The organism is Kribbella amoyensis (assembly GCF_007828865.1).
Taxonomy (GTDB): Bacteria; Actinomycetota; Actinomycetes; order Propionibacteriales; family Kribbellaceae; genus Kribbella; species Kribbella amoyensis.
On sequence record NZ_VIVK01000001.1, the window covers coordinates 2,387,943 to 2,405,215 of the forward strand.

General features: G+C 70.9%; 19 protein-coding genes and 1 riboswitch. Of the genes, 9 read left to right on the top strand and 10 right to left on the bottom strand.

Annotated features, from left to right (window positions below):
- Positions 1-62: 62 nt before the first annotated feature.
- From FB561_RS38975 to purM, 3 genes are read left to right on the top strand one after another with little or no spacing between them, the layout of a single operon-like run.
- Complete coding sequence (locus FB561_RS38975) at positions 63-194, top strand: hypothetical protein (RefSeq protein WP_272952542.1); 132 nt, start codon at positions 63-65, stop codon at positions 192-194.
- A 24-nt stretch (positions 195-218) separates the two neighbouring features.
- Positions 219-1,781, top strand: coding sequence for an amidophosphoribosyltransferase (gene purF, locus FB561_RS11385; protein ID WP_145805834.1), 1,563 nt, complete (start codon positions 219-221; stop codon positions 1,779-1,781).
- A gap of 58 nt (positions 1,782-1,839) precedes the next feature.
- Positions 1,840-2,925: a phosphoribosylformylglycinamidine cyclo-ligase gene (gene purM / locus FB561_RS11390; protein ID WP_238334770.1), complete on the top strand. Its 1,086-nt coding sequence runs from the start codon at positions 1,840-1,842 to the stop codon at positions 2,923-2,925.
- A gap of 315 nt (positions 2,926-3,240) precedes the next feature.
- Here purM and FB561_RS11395 read toward each other — a convergent pair whose 3' ends face one another.
- From FB561_RS11395 to FB561_RS11405, 3 genes are all read right to left on the bottom strand, one after another.
- The gene (locus FB561_RS11395; protein WP_145805838.1) at positions 3,241-3,432 is read right to left on the bottom strand and encodes a DUF3073 domain-containing protein; all 192 of its coding nucleotides are present in this window, start codon (positions 3,430-3,432) and stop codon (positions 3,241-3,243) included.
- Between the two features lie 229 nt (positions 3,433-3,661).
- Positions 3,662-4,477 (bottom strand): ABC transporter permease, encoded by an 816-nt coding sequence (locus tag FB561_RS11400; RefSeq protein WP_145805840.1) that lies wholly within the window; start codon positions 4,475-4,477, stop codon positions 3,662-3,664.
- A gap of 31 nt (positions 4,478-4,508) precedes the next feature.
- Positions 4,509-5,396, bottom strand: a complete 888-nt coding sequence (locus FB561_RS11405; protein WP_145805842.1) for an ABC transporter ATP-binding protein — start codon at positions 5,394-5,396, stop codon at positions 4,509-4,511.
- 143 nt (positions 5,397-5,539) lie between these two features.
- On the opposite strand from FB561_RS11405, the gene FB561_RS11410 reads away from it, so the two are divergent.
- Together FB561_RS11410 and FB561_RS11415 are read left to right on the top strand one after the other, a co-directional pair.
- Positions 5,540-6,733, top strand: a complete 1,194-nt coding sequence (locus tag FB561_RS11410) for a sensor histidine kinase (RefSeq protein ID WP_145805844.1) — start codon at positions 5,540-5,542, stop codon at positions 6,731-6,733.
- A complete protein-coding gene (locus FB561_RS11415; RefSeq protein ID WP_145805847.1) occupies positions 6,730-7,386 on the top strand; it encodes a response regulator in 657 nt (218 codons plus the stop codon). The genes FB561_RS11410 and FB561_RS11415 overlap by 4 nt, the downstream gene beginning before the upstream one ends.
- A gap of 128 nt (positions 7,387-7,514) precedes the next feature.
- Here FB561_RS11415 and FB561_RS11420 read toward each other — a convergent pair whose 3' ends face one another.
- The 3 genes from FB561_RS11420 to FB561_RS11430 form a co-directional block, all read right to left on the bottom strand.
- Positions 7,515-8,366, bottom strand: a complete 852-nt coding sequence (locus tag FB561_RS11420) for a C40 family peptidase (protein ID WP_145805849.1) — start codon at positions 8,364-8,366, stop codon at positions 7,515-7,517.
- Positions 8,366-8,530, bottom strand: a riboswitch (cyclic di-AMP (ydaO/yuaA leader). Its footprint overlaps the gene before it by 1 nt.
- 278 nt (positions 8,531-8,808) lie before the next feature.
- A complete protein-coding gene (locus FB561_RS11425) occupies positions 8,809-9,765 on the bottom strand; it encodes a threo-3-hydroxy-L-aspartate ammonia-lyase (RefSeq protein WP_145805851.1) in 957 nt (318 codons plus the stop codon).
- A gap of 16 nt (positions 9,766-9,781) precedes the next feature.
- Positions 9,782-11,605 carry a right-handed parallel beta-helix repeat-containing protein gene (locus FB561_RS11430; protein ID WP_145805853.1) on the bottom strand — a complete coding sequence of 608 codons (1,824 nt, stop codon included), beginning with the start codon at positions 11,603-11,605 and terminating at the stop codon, positions 9,782-9,784.
- A gap of 179 nt (positions 11,606-11,784) precedes the next feature.
- Here FB561_RS11430 and FB561_RS11435 point away from each other — a divergent pair, with 179 nt between their 5' ends.
- Positions 11,785-12,147, top strand: a complete 363-nt coding sequence (locus tag FB561_RS11435; protein WP_145805855.1) for a YciI family protein — start codon at positions 11,785-11,787, stop codon at positions 12,145-12,147.
- 63 nt (positions 12,148-12,210) lie between these two features.
- Here FB561_RS11435 and FB561_RS11440 read toward each other — a convergent pair whose 3' ends face one another.
- On the bottom strand, positions 12,211-12,396 hold the full coding sequence (locus tag FB561_RS11440) for a YegP family protein (RefSeq protein ID WP_145805857.1): 186 nt from the start codon (positions 12,394-12,396) through the stop codon (positions 12,211-12,213).
- A gap of 140 nt (positions 12,397-12,536) precedes the next feature.
- Here FB561_RS11440 and FB561_RS11445 point away from each other — a divergent pair, with 140 nt between their 5' ends.
- The gene (locus FB561_RS11445) at positions 12,537-13,217 is read left to right on the top strand and encodes a VOC family protein (protein WP_145805859.1); all 681 of its coding nucleotides are present in this window, start codon (positions 12,537-12,539) and stop codon (positions 13,215-13,217) included.
- Here FB561_RS11445 and FB561_RS11450 read toward each other — a convergent pair.
- Together FB561_RS11450 and FB561_RS11455 are read right to left on the bottom strand one after the other, a co-directional pair.
- Complete coding sequence (locus FB561_RS11450) at positions 13,202-13,777, bottom strand: GNAT family N-acetyltransferase (protein WP_145805861.1); 576 nt, start codon at positions 13,775-13,777, stop codon at positions 13,202-13,204. The two genes, FB561_RS11445 and FB561_RS11450, sit on opposite strands and share 16 nt — an antisense overlap.
- Positions 13,774-14,481, bottom strand: a complete 708-nt coding sequence (locus FB561_RS11455; protein ID WP_145805863.1) for a TetR/AcrR family transcriptional regulator — start codon at positions 14,479-14,481, stop codon at positions 13,774-13,776. Before FB561_RS11455 ends, FB561_RS11450 begins: the two co-directional genes overlap by 4 nt.
- Positions 14,482-14,566: 85 nt before the next feature.
- On the opposite strand from FB561_RS11455, the gene FB561_RS11460 reads away from it, so the two are divergent.
- Both FB561_RS11460 and FB561_RS11465 read left to right on the top strand, forming a co-directional pair.
- Positions 14,567-15,994, top strand: coding sequence for an MFS transporter (locus FB561_RS11460; RefSeq protein WP_145805865.1), 1,428 nt, complete (start codon positions 14,567-14,569; stop codon positions 15,992-15,994).
- Positions 15,995-16,150: 156 nt separating this feature from the next.
- Entirely contained in the window at positions 16,151-16,669 is a 519-nt protein-coding gene (locus FB561_RS11465; protein WP_170284631.1) for an aminoglycoside phosphotransferase family protein, read from the top strand.
- Positions 16,670-16,671: 2 nt separating this feature from the next.
- Here FB561_RS11465 and FB561_RS11470 read toward each other — a convergent pair whose 3' ends face one another.
- Positions 16,672-17,265, bottom strand: coding sequence for a class I SAM-dependent methyltransferase (locus FB561_RS11470; protein ID WP_145805868.1), 594 nt, complete (start codon positions 17,263-17,265; stop codon positions 16,672-16,674).
- Positions 17,266-17,273: the final 8 nt, after the last annotated feature.

A 17,273-nucleotide genomic window follows, 5' to 3' on the forward strand; every position in this document is an offset into this window, starting at 1 on the left:
ACAGGCTGCGTCGATTTAGCGCGTTCAGGAGAACGTTTCGGATTATCTCGAAAGGACGGACAGTGATCAAGAGACTTCTGATCGTTGGTGCCGGCCTCGGTGCCATCCTGGCGGCGCTGGTTTCCGACCCTGCCGCTGCCCGCACCGAGCCGGCGGCCGACGACCCGCAAACGGTCTGCGGAGTTTGCTGGTGACAGGGCTCCCGTAGACTGTGCCGCGTGGCTCGTGGCGATGGTCGGCTCACTCACGATCTCGACCCGCAGGATCTCGGCCCGCAGGACGCTTGTGGCGTCTTCGGGGTCTGGGCTCCCGGGGAAGAGGTCGCCAAACTCACCTATTTCGGGCTCTACGCTCTGCAACATCGAGGGCAGGAGTCGGCCGGGATCGCGGTCGGCAACGGGAGCCAGATCCTGGTCTACAAGGACATGGGGCTGGTCAGCCAGGCCTTCGACGAGGCGACCCTGGCGTCCCTGCGCGGCCATATCGCCGTCGGGCACTGCCGGTACTCGACCACCGGGTCCAGTGTCTGGGCGAACGCGCAGCCCACGTTCCGGTCCACCGCGACCGGCTCGATCGCGCTCGCGCACAACGGGAACCTGACCAACACCGGGGACCTGGCCGCGACGCTCGAGGGCAGCGACGAGCTCGATCTCGGGCTGGATCTCGAGGTCGAGCACGCCAAGGCGAACGCCAAGCACGGCGCCTCCTCCGACACCGACATCCTCACCTCGATGCTGGCCGGCTACCCGGACCTCACCATCGAGCAGGCGGCGGCCAAGATCCTGCCGAAGGTCAAGGGCGCGTACAGCCTGATCTTCATGGACGAGTCCACCCTGTACGCCGCCCGGGACCCGCAGGGCATCCGGCCGCTCGTGCTCGGCCGGCTCGAGCGCGGCTGGGTGGTGGCCAGCGAGACCGCGGCCCTCGACATCGTCGGCGCCTCCTTCATCCGGGAGGTCGAGCCCGGCGAGATCGTCGCGATCGACGAGGAGGGGCTGCGCTCGACCCGGTTCGCCGAGCAGGACCCGAAGGGCTGCCTGTTCGAGTTCGTCTACCTGGCCCGCCCGGACACCCAGATCTCCGGCCAGCGGATCCACTCCACCCGCGTCGAGGTCGGCCGCCAGCTGGCCCGTGAGCACCCGGTCGAGGCCGACCTGGTGATCGCGACCCCGGAGTCCGGCACCCCCGGCGCGATCGGGTACGCCGAGGAGTCCGGTATCCCGTACGGATCCGGCCTGGTCAAGAACGCCTATGTCGGGCGCACCTTCATCCAGCCGAGCCAGACGATCCGCCAGCTCGGTATCCGGCTCAAGCTGAACCCGCTCCGCGAGGTGATCGAGGGCAAGCGGCTCGTCGTGGTCGACGACTCGATCGTCCGCGGCAACACCCAGCGGGCCGTGATCCGGATGCTGCGCGAGTCCGGTGCCGCCGAGATCCACGTCCGGATCTCGTCCCCGCCGGTGAAGTGGCCCTGCTTCTACGGCATCGACTTCGCCAGCCGGGCCGAGCTGATCGCGAACGGGCTGAACACCGAGGAGATCTGCCGCTCGATCGGCGCCGACTCGCTCGGGTACATCAGCCTGGACGGGCTGATCGAGGCCACCACGGTGCCGAAGGAGCGGCTCTGCCGGGCCTGCTTCGACGGTGTCTACCCGGTCGCGCTGCCGGATCCGGAGCGCCTCGGCAAGCACCTGCTCGAGCTGCCGGTCAGCACCGACGTGGACGGCCTCGCCTCCGTGACCGGCGGCGCCGGCGCCGCGGACGCGCTGTCCCGTCCGTAACCAGGCCCACCCGGGGTACGGCGTACTCCGGGCCGGGTCGCCGATGAAGGAGAAGAACGTGAGCCAGGGCGCCAGCTATGCCGCCGCGGGGGTCGACATCGAGGCCGGTGACCGGGCCGTCGAGCTGATGAAGGAATGGGTGGCGAAGGCGACCCGCCCCGAGGTGGTCGGCGGACTCGGCGGGTTCGCCGGTCTGTTCGACGCCACCGCGCTCACGGCGTACCGGCGGCCGCTGCTGGCCACGTCCACCGACGGGGTGGGGACCAAGGTCGCCATCGCGCAGAAGCTGGACCGGCACGACACGATCGGGTTCGACCTGGTCGGCATGGTCGTGGACGACCTGGTGGTCTGCGGGGCCGAGCCGCTCTTCATGACCGACTACATCTGTACCGGCAAGGTGGTCCCGGAGACGATCGCGCAGATCGTCAAGGGCATCGCCGAGGCGTGCGTCGAGGCCGGGACCGCCCTGGTCGGCGGCGAGACGGCCGAGCACCCGGGCCTGCTGGCGCCGGACGAGTACGACGTGGCCGGCGCGTCCACCGGGGTCGTCGAGGCGGACGAGCTGCTCGGCGCCGAGCGGGTCCGCGCCGGTGACGTGGTCCTGGCGATGGCGTCGTCGGGCCTGCACTCCAACGGGTACTCCCTGGTCCGGCACGTGTTCTTCGACCGGGCCGGCTGGGCCCTCGACCGCGACGTGCCCGAGCTCGGCGGCACCCTCGGTGAGACCCTGCTGACCCCGACCCGCGTCTACGCCAAGCACTGCCTCGAGCTGATCCAGCAGCTGAACGGCGACGCCGAGACCACCGACAAGCCGCTCCACGCGATGTCCCACATCACCGGCGGTGGCTTCGCGGCGAACCTGGCCCGGGTGATCCCGGAGGACCTGGCCGTCCGTATCGACCGCTCGACCTGGACCCCGGCGCCGGTGTTCCAGCTGGTCGGTCAGCTCGGCGACGTTCCGCAACTGGAGCTGGAGAAGACCCTGAACATGGGTGTCGGCATGGTCGCCGTCCTCGACCGAGCCGCCGCCGACCGGGCCGTCGCAGTCCTGGCCGAACGCGACATCCCCGCCTGGGTCTGCGGCGAAGTCAGCACCGCCACCGAGACGAACGGCGTCGAACTCCACAACACCTACGCGAGCTGAACCCGCTCGGCGCCGGTCGAACCTCGCCGGCGCCGACAATGCGTCCAGCCGGCTACAAGAGGCAACCGCAAGGGTCCCCGCTCATACCCCGCAGGCGACAGCTGCTTTCGGGGTGCTCGAGCAGCGCCCGCGGGTCGGCGGCCTGTGGGTACGACAACAGCGCGCTCCGGCAGTGGGCTGCTCCCGGGCCAGGTGAAGGACGTTGGCCGGACGGGGATCCGGTCTTCAGGCGCCTTCGGTGAGGTGGTCCGTCGGTGACATGGCTGACCGCCCGATCGCTCTCAGGTGATCGGGCCGGTCATTCCAGCTGTCGCTTTACCGACGGGGGTGGTAGTCGTCGTCGGCGTCGTCGACGTCAGCGTCGTAGTCGCCGTTCGCAGGACTCGTACCACCCTGGTCTCCGCCGGACAGCTCACGCTTGAGCTGGTCCAAGTCGGTGTCCCAGGTGCGGTACTTCAGGTCGCGAGCGACCTTCGTCTGCTTGGCCTTTGCACGGCCGCGCCCCATAGCGTCGACCCCCTCGCACAAGTCAACCGGGTGCGCAGCATGGCGCCCACGGATCAGTCGTCAGTAATCGTGGTTCTAGATTACCCGGAGCTGGGGACAGACACACGCACCGGGTCCCTGCCTGGACCGCTCCGGGGCTCCGGCGACCGCCGGACGGACCCGGCCGGTCCCCTCGAACCGGCCGGGTCCACCCCGTCATTCGCGCCTGGAAGCGGTCGCTACCAGCGGTTCACTTCACCTCTCGGCGTGAGCTTGCCCACAGTCCGACGATGGTCGGCAGGACGATCCAGACACCGACCGCGGTGAGCGTCTCGGGCAGCATCCCGTGCAGATCCCGCTCGGCGATCCGGCCGAAGGCGCCGAACACGTCCAGCCAGCCGGCGTTGTCCTTGAACAGCGCGGGCCCGGCCAGCGACCACGCGGTCGGGGCGATGAAGAAGACCAGGATCGCGACCGCGGTCTGCGCGATCACCGCACCGAAGGCGGCACCCATCACCACGTTGAGCGCGGTGGTCAGGTACGCCCCGGCGAGCGAGCCACCGATCCCGGCGTACGTCGCGCCGTCGCCGCCGGTGGCACCGCCGATGGCCGTGGCGGCCAGCGCCAGCAGCGTGGTCGCGGTCAGCACGACGGCGCTGAGCACGATCGCGGAGACGAACTTGGCCAGCTGGACCCGGACCCGGCGCGGCGACAGCGTGAACGTGGTCAGCGCGCTCCGCTGGGTCCACTCGCTGGTCATCGCCATCACGCCGATGACCGGCAGGATCAGGTTCACCCCGGTCGAGGCGGCGGCGAGGAAGCCGTCGAACCTGGCCGGCCCGGAACCGAGGTGGGTCAGCTCCCAGGTGAGCGCGGCCGCGGCGAGCGCGAGGATCGCCAGGATCAGGACCCGGCCGCTGCGGGTGTCGACGGACTTGCGCAGCTCGATCCCGACGAGCTTGAGGAAGGACTGCCCGCGGGCGGGCGGCAGGCTGGTCGCGACGGCGGCCCGGTGCTTGCCGGGGGCCACGGACGCGGCCGGAGGAGTGGCTTCGGTGACGGTCATATCAGGAGCTCCCAAGGAGAAGTAGTGGTGATCAGGCGGCCGCGGCGGCCGGCGTGGTCAGCTGGAAGAACAGCTCCTCCAGGCCGGCGCCGTCGCTCTCGCGCAGTTCGAGCAGGATCTGGCCGTGCGCGGCGGCCGCACGGCCGACCTGCTCGGCGGTGGCGTCCACCCGGAACGATCCGGAGGCGAGCGGCTCAGGCTGCAGGCCCGCGACCGTCAGGGCCTGGTGCAGCCCGCTCGGGTCGAGGCCGCGAACGAGGGTGCCGCTGCCGGCCAGCAGCTCCTCCAGGGAGCCGTTGGCGACGATCCGGCCGCCGCCGATGACGACCAGCCGGTCGACGGTCGCCTGGACCTCGCCGAGCAGGTGGCTGGACAGGATCACCGTGCCGCCGCGGGCCGCGAAGTCCTGCAGCAGTCCGCGCATCCAGCGGATCCCCTCCGGGTCCATACCGTTCGCGGGCTCGTCGAGGATCAGCACCGCCGGGTCGCCGAGCAGGGCGCCCGCGATCCCGAGCCGCTGCCGCATGCCGAGCGAGTACTGCCCGACGCGGCGCTTGGCGGCTCCGGTCAGCCCGACGGCCGCCAGCATCTCCTCGACCCGGCTCTTCGGGACACCGAGCAGGCTCGCGTTGAGCTGCAGGGTCTCCCGCCCGGTCCGGCCCGGGTGCTGCGCGGCCGCGTCGAGCATGACGCCGACGACGCGGCCCGGGTTCGGCAGGTCGGTGTACCGCTTGCCGGCGATGGTCGCGGTGCCGGACGTCGGCGGCGTGAGCCCCGTCAGCATGCGCAACGTGGTCGACTTGCCGGCGCCGTTCGGGCCGAGGAAGCCGGTGATGCTGCCGGGCTCGACGGTGAAGGAGACATCGTGGACAGCCGTGGTGCTGCCGTAGCGCTTGCTCAGGTTCTCGACGGTGATCATGACGGCAACTCTTCCGTCCGGGGCCCCTCACCCACATCGCCCGGAGGGCTGCGCCGACCCCCTACGAAAGTCGCCGGAAACGCCCCCGGACCCCACCCGGAAGATGGACGTGGGCCGGTACACAGCGCGACTACGCTGACCGGGTGCAACGGATCAGACGGTGGTTCGCGTGGTGGGTGCGGTACAGCCCGCGCCTGCGCGACGTCGTCTTCGTCGCCTTCAGCCTGCTGACGATCTTCGCCCAGGCCGCGTCGGGTGATCCGGGCTGGCAGCCGCGGGACTGGTTCGTCCTCGCGGCCGGCATCGTTGCCTCGCTGGCGTTGATCTGGCGCCGGCGCTACCCGGTCACGGTCACCCTGATCACCATCGTGGCGACGCTGGTCTCCGGCGTCTTCGTCCCGATGGGCCTGGCTCTGCTCACCCTCGCGATCCGCCGCCGCGACCTCGTCCTCGCCGCCGTCAGCCTCGCGGCGTACGCGGCGTACGTGCTGAACAGTTGGGAGACCAACAGCAATCCACAGATCGGCGTCCTGATCGCGTCCGGGCCGTTCCTGATCGGTACGTGGGTCGCCGTCGGTGCGTACGTCGGGGCCAGGCGGGACCTGATGGTGACCCTGCGGGACCGGGCCGAGCGGGCCGAGGCCGAACGCGAGCTGCGCGCCGAGCAGGCCAAGCTGGGTGAGCGGGCCCGGATCGCGCAGGAGATGCACGACGTCCTCGCCCACAAGGTCTCCCTGATCGCGCTGCACGCCGGCGGCCTCGAGGTGAATCCGGCGGTCGGCCCGGACAAGGTGGAGAGCTCGGCCGGACTGATCCGCGAGACGGCCCGGCAGGCGATGGAGGACCTGCGCGAGGTGCTCGGTGTGCTGCGGACCGACCTCAGCGCGGACGGCGCGGACCTCACCCCGGTACCGACCGCCGCCGACCTGACCCGCCTCGTCGAGGCCTCCCGGGCCGCCGGGGTGAGTGTGCACAGCCTGGTCGACCTGCCGGACGACGTGCCCGCCTCGGTCGGCCGCACGGTGTACCGGATCGTCCAGGAGGCGCTCACCAACGTCCACAAGCACGCCCGCGGCGCGTCGACCGAGGTCGTGGTCCACGGCGCCGAGGGTGACGGCGTCGGCGTCCAGGTCACGAACGTCCGCCCGGTCGCGGCGGGCTCGCTGCTGCCCGGCGCCGGCGCGGGCCTGGTCGGTCTGCGCGAGCGCGTCGACCTGTCCGGCGGGCGGCTCACCATCGGGCCGACCACGGAAGGCGGCTGGCGGGTGGAGGCGTGGGTGCCGTGGTCGGACGGCAAGGAGGCCGAGGAATCGGCCGGAACCGAAGGGAAACGATGACAAGGCTGCTGATCGTCGACGACGAGGCGCTGGTCCGGGCCGGGCTGAAGATGATCCTCGAGTCCGCCGACGATCTCGAGGTGGTCGCCGAGGCCGACGACGGGGCCGACGCGGCCGCGATGGTCCGCGAGCACCGCCCGGACGTCGTGTTGATGGACATCCGGATGCCACGGCTGGACGGGCTCGCCGCGACCCGCGAGGTCCAGGCGCTGCCCGATCCGCCGAAGGTCGTCGTGCTGACCACCTTCGACCTGGACGACTACGTGTTCCGCGCGTTGCAGGCGGGTGCGAGCGGCTTCCTGTTGAAGGACACGCCGCCGCGGGAGCTGGTCCAGGCGGTCCGTGTGGTCGCGGCAGGGGAGGCGATGTTGTCCCCGGCGGTCACGCGCAGGTTGATCGGGCACTTCGCGGCCGATCCGCGGACCGAGCGGCAGCGGGAAGCCCGGGGTCGGCTCAAGACGCTCACCGACCGCGAACGCGAGGTCCTCGCGGCCGTCGCGCGCGGGTTGTCGAACGCCGACATCGGCCGGGACCTGTTCATGAGCGAGGCGACCGTGAAGGCGCACGTCTCCCGGGTGCTGGTGAAGCTGGACGCCACCAACCGGGTCCAGGTCGCGATCCTGGCCCACGACGCGGGCCTGCTCGACGGCTGATCGGGGCAGACAAAAGGGAAACCGGCCGCGCGCCGTCGGAGGGGTGGGGGACGACGACGCACGACCGGTTTCGAAGGATCAGCGACCCAGGGGGGATGGGCGTCTCGCTGATCTGGTGCGGCGGAGCGTTACTTGCGGCCGAAGGCCACGTTCGAGCTCCAGATCTTCGCCTTCGCGACCGGGCGGCCCGGCTTCGAGGCGTGCCACAGCATGTTGCCACCGGCGTAGATGCCGACGTGGTACACGCTGCCGCCACCGCTCTTGAAGAACACCAGGTCACCAGGCTTGGCGGCCTTGCGGCTCAGGTGCTTGGTGGCGGCGTACTGCTGGCGCGACGTACGAGGCAGCTTCTTGCCCGCCTTCTTGTACACGTAGCCGGTGTAGCCGGAGCAGTCGAAGCCGCGCGGGGTGGTGCCGCCGTACCGGTACGGGGTGCCCCGCAGCTTCGCGGCCTCCTTGAGAACCCGGGCCTGGAAGGTCGAGCTCTTGCCGGCGCCGCCGTGCAGCAGGCCGTGGTTCGCGGCGTAGAACAGCGAACGCCACGTGTTCACGGTCATGGTCCCGGTCCGCGGCAGGCCCACGCTGCGCTGGAACTTCGCCACCGCGGTGCGGGTGGCCGAGCCGTACCAACCGCCGGCCGGTACGTCGAGCGAGCGCTGCACGTACCGGACCGCGGAACCCGCGTCGGCGTACCGCAGGTGCGGCTTGGTGCTGATCGGCTTGTTGCCCCGGGCCCACGCGGCCGAGGTGGTCTTCGAGGTACCGGCGGCGTGCGCGGACTCGGCCGGCGCGGCGACGGTGAGAGCCGCTCCACCGGAGACGGCGAGACCGACCGTGAGAACGGCGGCCGCGGCCCGCGGAGTGGCGGGCTTGCTGGTCTTGCGATGCCTGGCCAACGTCCGGCCAGAGGGCCGGGTACTGGACTCGCTGATCTGACTGACGGCGCCATGCAGCGCAGTCCGTCGGGCAGTGACGGGCATGGTTGTCTCCCGACGCCTGCGGAGTTAGCTGTCGGGTTCGGGCTGGGAAATCTCGCCCGGTCCGCTCCCGCGGACTTCACCCCAGGGTCTCGGCCACTCACGGTCGAGACCCAACCTCCTGGGTCCCCCACCCCTGCCAATTGTTGTTTCGAGGGGAACATGTGCGCCCTGGCAGGGCTCGGCGTTGACACACATGCAGTTCGTTTCTTTGTCGAACCGCCGACGACTGTATAACAGAACGATCACGACGCAAACCCTCAAATTGGCAGAGACCGTCCGGAAAGGCCCTGAACGGCTCTCTGACGCGTCAGGGATCCACGGTGAACACCAGGTGTCCTGAGCGTGGCTGAGCGGCCCTCAGGCGCCCACACAGCCGATCTATGTGACCCCAGTCACATTTGACCGTGGCTGTCTGTGACAACGGGCACAGTGCGTGCTCAGGTCACCCTTGGTCGAGCAGTTCGACGAACCGCTCCAGGCCCACGTTCCCGCCTGACAGCACCACTCCGACGCGCTCCGGCAGACCGGTCACCCGGCCGGCCAGCAGGGCCGCCAGCGCACTCGCCCCGCTCGGCTCCAGGACGATCTTCAGCCGCTCGAAGGCGAACCGCATCGCCGCCTTGATCTCGTCGTCGCTGACCAGCGCGCAGCTCTCCATCAGCCGCCGGTTCACCGCGAACGTGAGCTCGCCCGGCGTCGGGATCGCCTGCCCGTCCGCGATCGTCCGCGGGACCTCGATCTCGACCCGCCGGCCGGCGGCCAGGGAGCGGGCGTGGTCGTCGCCGGCGGCCGGCTCGACCCCGATCATCCGGATCCCCGGGCACAGGGCGGTCGCCGCGGTCGCGCAGCCGGCCATCAACCCGCCGCCTCCGACCGGCACCAGCAACGCGCCGAGCGGACCGATCTCCTCGATCAGTTCGAGCGCGACCGTGCCCTGGCCGGCCATCACGTCGTAGTGGTCGTACGGCGGGATCAGGGTGAGCCCGCGATCCTCCGCCAGCTTGGTCCCCAGGGCGGTCCGGTCCTCGGTGTACCGGTCGTACGTCACCACCTCGGCCCCGTACCCGCGGGTGGCGGCGACCTTCGTCGGCGGCGCGTCGGCCGGCATCAGGATCACCGCGCTCGTCCCCGTGATCGAGGCGGCCAGCGCGACGGCCTGGGCGTGGTTCCCGGACGAGTACGCCGCGACGCCGCGCGCCCGCTGGTCCGGGGTCAGTCGGGTCACCGCGTTGAACGCGCCGCGGAACTTGAACGCGCCGATCCGCTGGAAGTTCTCCGCCTTGAGAAAGACCTCGGCCCCGGCCAACGCGTTCAGCGTCCGCGAGGTGAGGACCGGGGTCCGGTGGGCGGTCCCTTCGATCCGCTGGGCCGCGGCCTGGACGTCGTCGAAGGTCAGCATGCACCGAACCTACCGGTCAGCAGGAGATCTGGGTGTCCCCGATGCCGAGGCAGACGTCCTTGCCGTTCCCGCCGTCGAGTACGTCGGTCTCGGGCCCACCGATGAGTACGTCCTTGCCGTTGCCGCCGCGGAGGATGTCGTTGCCGCCGAGTCCGAGCAGCAGGTCTTCGCCGTTCAGACCGCAGAGCACGTCCGGCCCCGGCGTACCGACGAGCACGTCGCCCTTGTTGGTCCCGGTGATCGTGCACGCGGGGACCGGCGGAGGTCCTTCGGCCACCTCGACGGACCCGGCTTCGCAGTTCGTGCCCTGTGGTCGGGCGACTCCCCGCTGGTCCGTAGTTAGTACAGTGCAGGCCGCTGCGGGCACGGCGCCGTTCGCCGGACTGGCGGGCAGTGGGAGCATCGTCTGGGTCGGTCCACCGTTGTTTGTAAGGGCTCCCAGCTGCGGACTGCCGACGTTGCTCTGGTCGCCGGGGCCGGTCAGGGAGCAGCTGCCGTCGCCGTCCAGGTTGTACCCGGTCGACGTCGTCAGCAGCTCGATCCCGCAGTCGCTCGAACCGGTGCCGCCGGCAACGATCGACCCGAACGTGTGCAGCCCGGCCCCGGTCGCGACGTTCCGCCCGACCCCGCCGGCCGTGTTGCCGGAGATCGTCGCGTGCCGCAGGAAGACGTCGTGCGCGAGCGTGTACACCCCACCGCCGGCGGCGTCCGCGCTGTTCCCCGTGACAGTCGAGTTGTCCACCCGTACCTCGCCGGTCGCCGCGTAGATCCCGCCGCCCTGGCTGTCCGGGGCGCCGCTTGCCGTGTTCCCAGTGACGGTCGACCGGACCACGTTGATCTGCGCCGGCGGCGGTCCACCCGTGTTCTCGATGATGCCGGTACTGATGCCGCCGCCCGCACCCGTCCTGGAGTTGCCCGCCACGGTCGACTCCGTCACGGTCACGACCGGCTGGTCGGCCGGCGCGTCCTGGTCGAACAGCACCTGGATCCCACCACCCGTACTGGTCCCCACCGGGTGGTTCCCGGTGATCGTCGAACCCGTCACGGTCAGGTCCCCGCAGGCCGAGCAGACCACGCCGGTACCGCCGTTGTCGGCCACGGTCGTAGCGGTCAGCGTGAACAGGCCGGAACCCTGGCCCGTCGTGCGGACCCCGTCGCTGCCGTTGTCGCTGATCACCGAGTCGGACACGGTGAGTGCCCCGTCGACCAGGCCGACGCCGCGTCCGGTGTTGCTGGTGATGGTGGAGCCGGTGATGTGGACCGTGCCGAGCGACAACGCGACCCCGGTACCGGTGTTCGCGGTGATGGTCGAGTCCGTCAAGGTCAGCAGGGCCCCACCGTCCGGGCTCGCGAGCACCCGGCCGGTACCGCCGTTGTTGCCGGTCGCCGTGACGTCGGTGAGGGTCGCGTCGCCCGAGTGCTTGAGCGCGGCACCGTCGAAGAAGTCGCCGCCGGTCAGCGTCAGCTCCTGCAGAGTGAGGGCGCCGTTGATGTCGGTCGTGTCGAGCACGCGTTCGCCCGCGCAGTTCTGGTCGATCGTCGACCCGTTGCCCTCGATCGTCAGCGGCTGGTCCGACGTACTGTCCAGGTCCCCGCCGGCGTTGTCGTCGTCATCGGCGCACAGGCTGAGCCCGTACGTCGCGGCCGCGGCGAGCGTGATCGTGGTCGGGTCGCCGGCCGAGTTGGCGGCGTCGACCGCCTCCCGGAGCGACGTGACCCCGTCGGCGCCGTTGACCACGTCGGCGGTGGTGGTCACCGTGATCGTGGCGGCCGCGGCCGGTGGAGTCGCGATCAGCAGCGCGCCGATCAGGGTGAGACAGGACAGGACGACACGACGCATCGGTTCCCCCCAAGGCGTTCGCGGTTCCCCCCGGCAACCGGCTTTCCGAGACTTCACGGTCCCACAGGCCCCGGACAGCCGCCAGAGTTCGTAGCATCGCGATGTCAAGAAGGCCGGATCCGCTCCGTACTGATCAGTGAGCGGCTCCCGACGGGGGAGCCGAGAACCGAGGAGACAGCATGAAGTACCTGGTGGTCCTGAACATCAACCCGGCCGTGCTCGAGGCGCTGACGGAGGACGAGCAGCAGGCGATCTTCAGCGGACACGAGAAGTTCCTGGCGACGACCCAGGAGTCCGGCGAGTTCCACAGCACGGTCGCGCTGGCCGAGCCGGCGAAGACCTCGGTGGTGAAGGTGCGCGACGGCGTCCCGGCGGTGACCGACGGGCCGTTCCTGGAGGCGAAGGAGTTCCTGGCCGGCTACTACCTGCTCGACTGCGCGAGCCTGGAGCGGGCGCAGGAGCTGGCCGCGATGATCCCGGACGCCGCGATCGAGGGACTCGGCGTGGAGGTCCGCCCGGTCATCCACGAGGTCGGTCTCTGACCGTCCCGGGACAGCGAGCGGCAGGGCGCCGGAGTGGTCCGGACGCCCTGCCGATCGGGGCTGTCAGGCGGTCTGGTCGTCGACGGCCGCCTCGGCGGCGTTCTTCTTGATCGACTCGATGCCGTTCTGGGCGCTCGCCTTGGTCTGGTAGCTCTCGCTGCTGGTCGCGATCACCTCGCCGTTGCCGGCCTTCAACCGGAACCGGTACTCGCCCGCCTTGTCCTGATACAGCTCGAACTTGCCCGCCATGGGTACCTCCGCGTGTGTGGTCTGACGACGCTTCGGAGCGTAGTCCTCGCGGGGAGTCACCGGATCGTCCGACATGCGATATCCGCCCGAGGCGATGGCGACCGACCGCCGAGCCGTACGGCGTACGGTACGCTGTGCGCATGGACGTCCGGATGATTCCGCTCCTGCCCAGCAATGACCTCGACGACGTGCTGCCCTTCTACCTGGCCCTCGGTTTCCGGCTGACTTATCGGCAGGCCCGGCCGAACCCGTGTCTCGGCGTCACCCGCGGGGACGGGTTCGACCTGCAGTTCTTCGGGATGCCCGGGTTCGATCCCGAGCAGAACTACAGCAGCGTGATCGTGGCGGTCGAGGACACCCAGGCCCTGTACGACGAACTCGCGGCCGGGCTGCGGGCGGAGTACGGGAAGCTGCCGATCAGCGGGCTGCCGCGGATCACCCGGCCGCGCCGCAAGCAGGGGACCTCGGGTGGCTTCTCGGTGGTCGACCCGGCCGGCAACTGGCTGCGGATCGCGTCGACGGCCGCCGAACAGGACACGGGTTCGCGGTTCGAGCGGGTCCTGCTGAACGCCGCGCGGCAAGGTGACTCGCACGGCGACGTCGGCGCCGCGATCGCCGTCCTGGAAGCCGGGCTCCGTCGGCACGCGGACGCGACCGACCAGGAGAAGCTGCCAGTACTGACCTATCTGGCCGAGCTCCTGGTCCGCGACGGCTCGGCCGACCGGGCGAGGGGGGTGCTCACCGAGATCGACGCCCTGGACGTCGACCGCTCATCGGTCACCGAAGAGCTGGGCGAGCTCCGGAGTCAGCTCGCCGGCTGATCCGCTCCCGGCCACGGTCCCGGTGGTGGGCCGTCGGCGTCGGCGCGCTCCTCCTGTTCGGTCTTGTACGGCCGGAGTCCGCGGGCCTGGTAGTTCGCCAGCGCGTTCGGGCCGTCGAGCGTGTTGGTGTGCAGCCAGACGCGGGTCACCTTGTCGAGGGACTCGAGCCGCTCGGGCATCCGCCACGCCTGCCGCAGGCCGACGGTCAGCAGGTGGCCGCCGATGCCGCGGCCGATGAATGCGGGCAGGAGGCCGAAGTTCTCGATCTCGACCTCGGTGCCGTCGGCGTGCAGGGCGACGTACCCGGCCGGGGCGCCGCCGGTCCACGCGACCCAGGTCTCGGCGCCGGGGCGGCTGAGCCACTCGGTCCAGCGGTCCCAGGTCCAGCCGAGCTTGCCGGTCCAGTGCCACGGGCCGCCGACCGCGGTGTAGAGGAACCGGGAGAACTCCGGCGCGACCTCGTCGACCCGGCGGACCTCGACCGGCTCGCGTGGCTCCTTGGCCGGGCGGAGGTCGTCCGGGCTGGTCTGCTCCAGGTAGGTGAGCGTGATCGTGGTCATGCGTCCTCGCCCTGGCCGTCGCCTTGGCTGTCGTCCTGGCCCGGCCGGACGCCGCGGATGCCGGCCACGATCAGGTCGATGCCGAGGGCGTAGTACCGATCGGTGGAGGCCGGGCAGATCAGGGTGTCGGCCGCGCCGGTGATGAGCGGGTAGCGCTTCGGGTCGAGGGCGCCGAGGGCCGCGCGCTTGAGCCGCATCGCCTGCTCGCGGAGCTCCGGGTCCGGGTCCTCGCCGGCGCCGGGCTCGGTGGTGACCAGGGTGATCAGCGCGCACAGCGACTGCCGGCCGACCTCGGCCGCGTAGTCGGGGTCGAACCCGCCCGCGGTCAGCAGCTCCATCGTCCGCTCGGCCATCGCCAGGCCCGGCTCGGCGACCAGGATCCGGGTCAGCGTGAGGCCCGCGGCGTTCGGATGCGGGCGGAGGGCGTCGACGAAGGCGGTGAGGACGGCCTGCAGCTGCTGGTCCCAGCGCTGCTCGCTCGGCTCGGGCAGGTCGATGTCGGCGAGCAGCCGGTCGGCGATCCCGGCCAGCAGCTCGCGCTTGTCGGCGAAGTGCCGGTAGAGCGCCATCGGGGTGACTTCGTGCGCCTGGGCGAGCCGCCGGATGGTGACCGCGTCGAGCCCCTCGGTGTCGGCGATCCGCAGCGCGGTGCCGGCGAGCTGGTCCCGGTCGAGGCGTCGCTCCTTGCTGAGGGTGCTGGGCATGTTGACAAGTTTACACCGTAGACCTAGCGTTTACAGTGTCCGCATACGCCGTATACATACATCGTAGACTTGAGAGGTATCCGTGATGCGACGGAGTCCCTGGGCCACCCTGGCGGTGCTGGCCCTGGCGCAGTTCATCGTCGTGCTCGACGTGACGATCGTGAACGTGGCGCTGCCCCACATCCAGGCCGACCTGAACTTCTCGGCCGAGAGCCTGCAGTGGGTGATCAGCGCGTACACCCTGCTGTTCGGCGGGTTCCTGCTGCTCGGTGGCCGGATGGCCGATCTGCTCGGCCCGCGCCGGGTGTTCGTGGCCGGCCTGCTGCTGTTCGGCGTCACCTCGCTGGTGGCCGGGCTGGCCGAGTCGCCCGGGTTCCTGATCGGCGCTCGCGCGGTCCAGGGTCTCGGCGGCGCCCTGCTGTCACCGGCGGCGCTGGCGATCCTCACCGTGACGTTCGCGCACGGCCGCGACCGGAACATCGCGATGGGCGTCTGGGGCGGGCTCGCCGGTCTCGGCGGCACCCTCGGCGTGGTCGCGGGCGGCCTGCTCGTCGACTCGCTCAGCTGGCAGTGGGTCTTCTTCGTGAACGTCCCGATCGTGCTCGCCCTGGTCGCCGTGATCCCGGTCTTCGTCCGCGACCTGCGGCACAACGCCGACGGCCCACGCAGGTTCGACACGGCCGGCGCCGTCCTCGGGACCGCGGGTCTGCTCGCCGTCGTGTACGGCGTGGTCCGGGCCGAGCCGAAGGGCTGGGGCTCCGCCGAGGTGGTCGGGTTCCTGGCCGGGGGCGTGGCGTTGCTGATCGCGTTCGTCGCCGTGGAGGCGCGGTCGAAGGCTCCGCTGGTTCCGTTGCGGCTGTTCCGGTCCCGGGCGCTCAGCGTGTCGAGCGTGTCCCTCGCGCTGAACGGGGCCGGCTTCCTGTCCATGTTCTTCCTCACCGCGATCTACCTGCAGCAGGTGCGCGGCGACTCGGCCCTGGATGCCGGGCTGCACTTCCTGCCGATGGGCGGCGCGGCCATCCTCGGCGCGGTGCTCGCGTCGAACCTGGTCCAGCGCGTCGGCACCCGGACGGTCCAGCTCGGCGGTTCCGTGGTCAGCGTCGCCGGCTTGCTGCTCCTGTCCCAGGCGGACGCCACCGGTGGGTACGCGACCGAGCTGTTGCCCGGGCTAATCCTGTTCGGCCTCGGCATCATCGGCGTCGGGGTCCCGGCCCAGATCGCGGCCGTCTCCGAGGTCCAGCACCACGAGGCCGGGGCCGCGTCCGGAGCCGTCACCACGATGTACCAGGTGGGCGGCGCGCTCGGTCTGGCTATCGTCACCACGTTGTCGATCACCCGGACGACGGACGCGCTCGCGCACGGCGACGCCCAGCAGCAGGCCCTGGTCGAGGGGTTCCAGCGCGGCCTCCTGATCGCCGGGCTGTTCGCGATCGCCAACGTGCTGATCACCCTGACCACGCCGCAGATCCAGCCGACGTCCGAGCAGCTCACCGAGGCGGCCGCCGCAGCTTGATGCCTGGGGCAACGGATCGTCCGGCGGCCTAGGGTGGGCGGATGATTCCCACCGGCTTGGTCACCGCCACCGTCACCCGGGAAGGTGCTCCCGGTCAGGCCTGGATCGACGAGCTGCCCGACCTGGTGGAGCACTTCCTCGGGCGATGGGGTCGCGGTGGCCGGGGAGCTGGCGCGGCGGCTTGCCGTTCCCGCGCCACCGGAGATTCCCCGGTTGGCGGGCGCGGCGGTTGGCTGGGAACAGCAACTAGTTGCCCAGTGCAAGGAAGCGGGAGATCCGTTGCCAGCCAGGGTGATCGGGGCGGCGGTGGAGACGATCCGCGCCTTCGCGGCCGATCCGACGGACACGCTGATGCACGGCGATCTGCACTTGGGCAACATCCTGGCCGCCGAGCGCGAGCCGTGGCTGGTGATCGATCCGAAGGGGTTCGCCGGCAGCGCTGCCTACGATGCGGGCACCATCGTCCGGTACCGGCCGGAGGAGGTGGCGGGCGACGTTCGCGGTGGACTCCTGCGACGGATCGCGATCTTCAGCGAGGCGGCCGGCGTAGATCGAGTGCTGGCGGTGCGGGCGACGCAGGCGCGGATGGTGAGCGGCGCCTTGTGGGGCCGGCTGTACGGCGAGCCGGCCGAGGCGATCGCGCTGGCCGACCTGGTCGCCGAGGCGCTGGTGTGACTTCAGGTCAGTGGTTTGCGGCCGGTGAGGATGAGGGCGGTCCCGGCGCTGCGGGTCGGTGGTTCCCAGGTCGTCGTGGCGAGGTCCTCGAAGCCGGCCTGGGTCGCCGCGGACTGCAGGTCGGAGGGTGCCCACTTGTGGTGGACGGACACGACGAAACGCCCGCCTGGCTTGAGGATGCGGTGGATCTCGGCGAATCCGGCCGCCCGATCGGGCCACAGTTGCACGTTGTTGACCGAGAGGACGACGCTGACCGCGTTGTCGGGTTGGTGGGTGTCCGCCGCGTCGCCCTGGACGAGCTGGACCTTGCCCGTCTCGACCAGGTCCGCGCCGCGGTGAGCGGCCGCGGTGAGCATGGTCTCGGACGGATCCACGCCGACCACCACCCCGGCGTACTTGGCGGCCGCGCGGAGGCCGACGCCGGGTCCGGGGCCGATGACGACCACGTGCTCCTTCGCCTGGAGTCCGGCGAGCTCGACCACGTGTTTCTCGGTCGGGCCGTTGCCGCGCGCCATCAGCCAGCCGCCGACCCGGCCGAGGTGTCCCTCCGGCCGGGCGAACCCCTTCCGCAGGAGCTTGTCCGCGAAATCACCCATGGGGACAT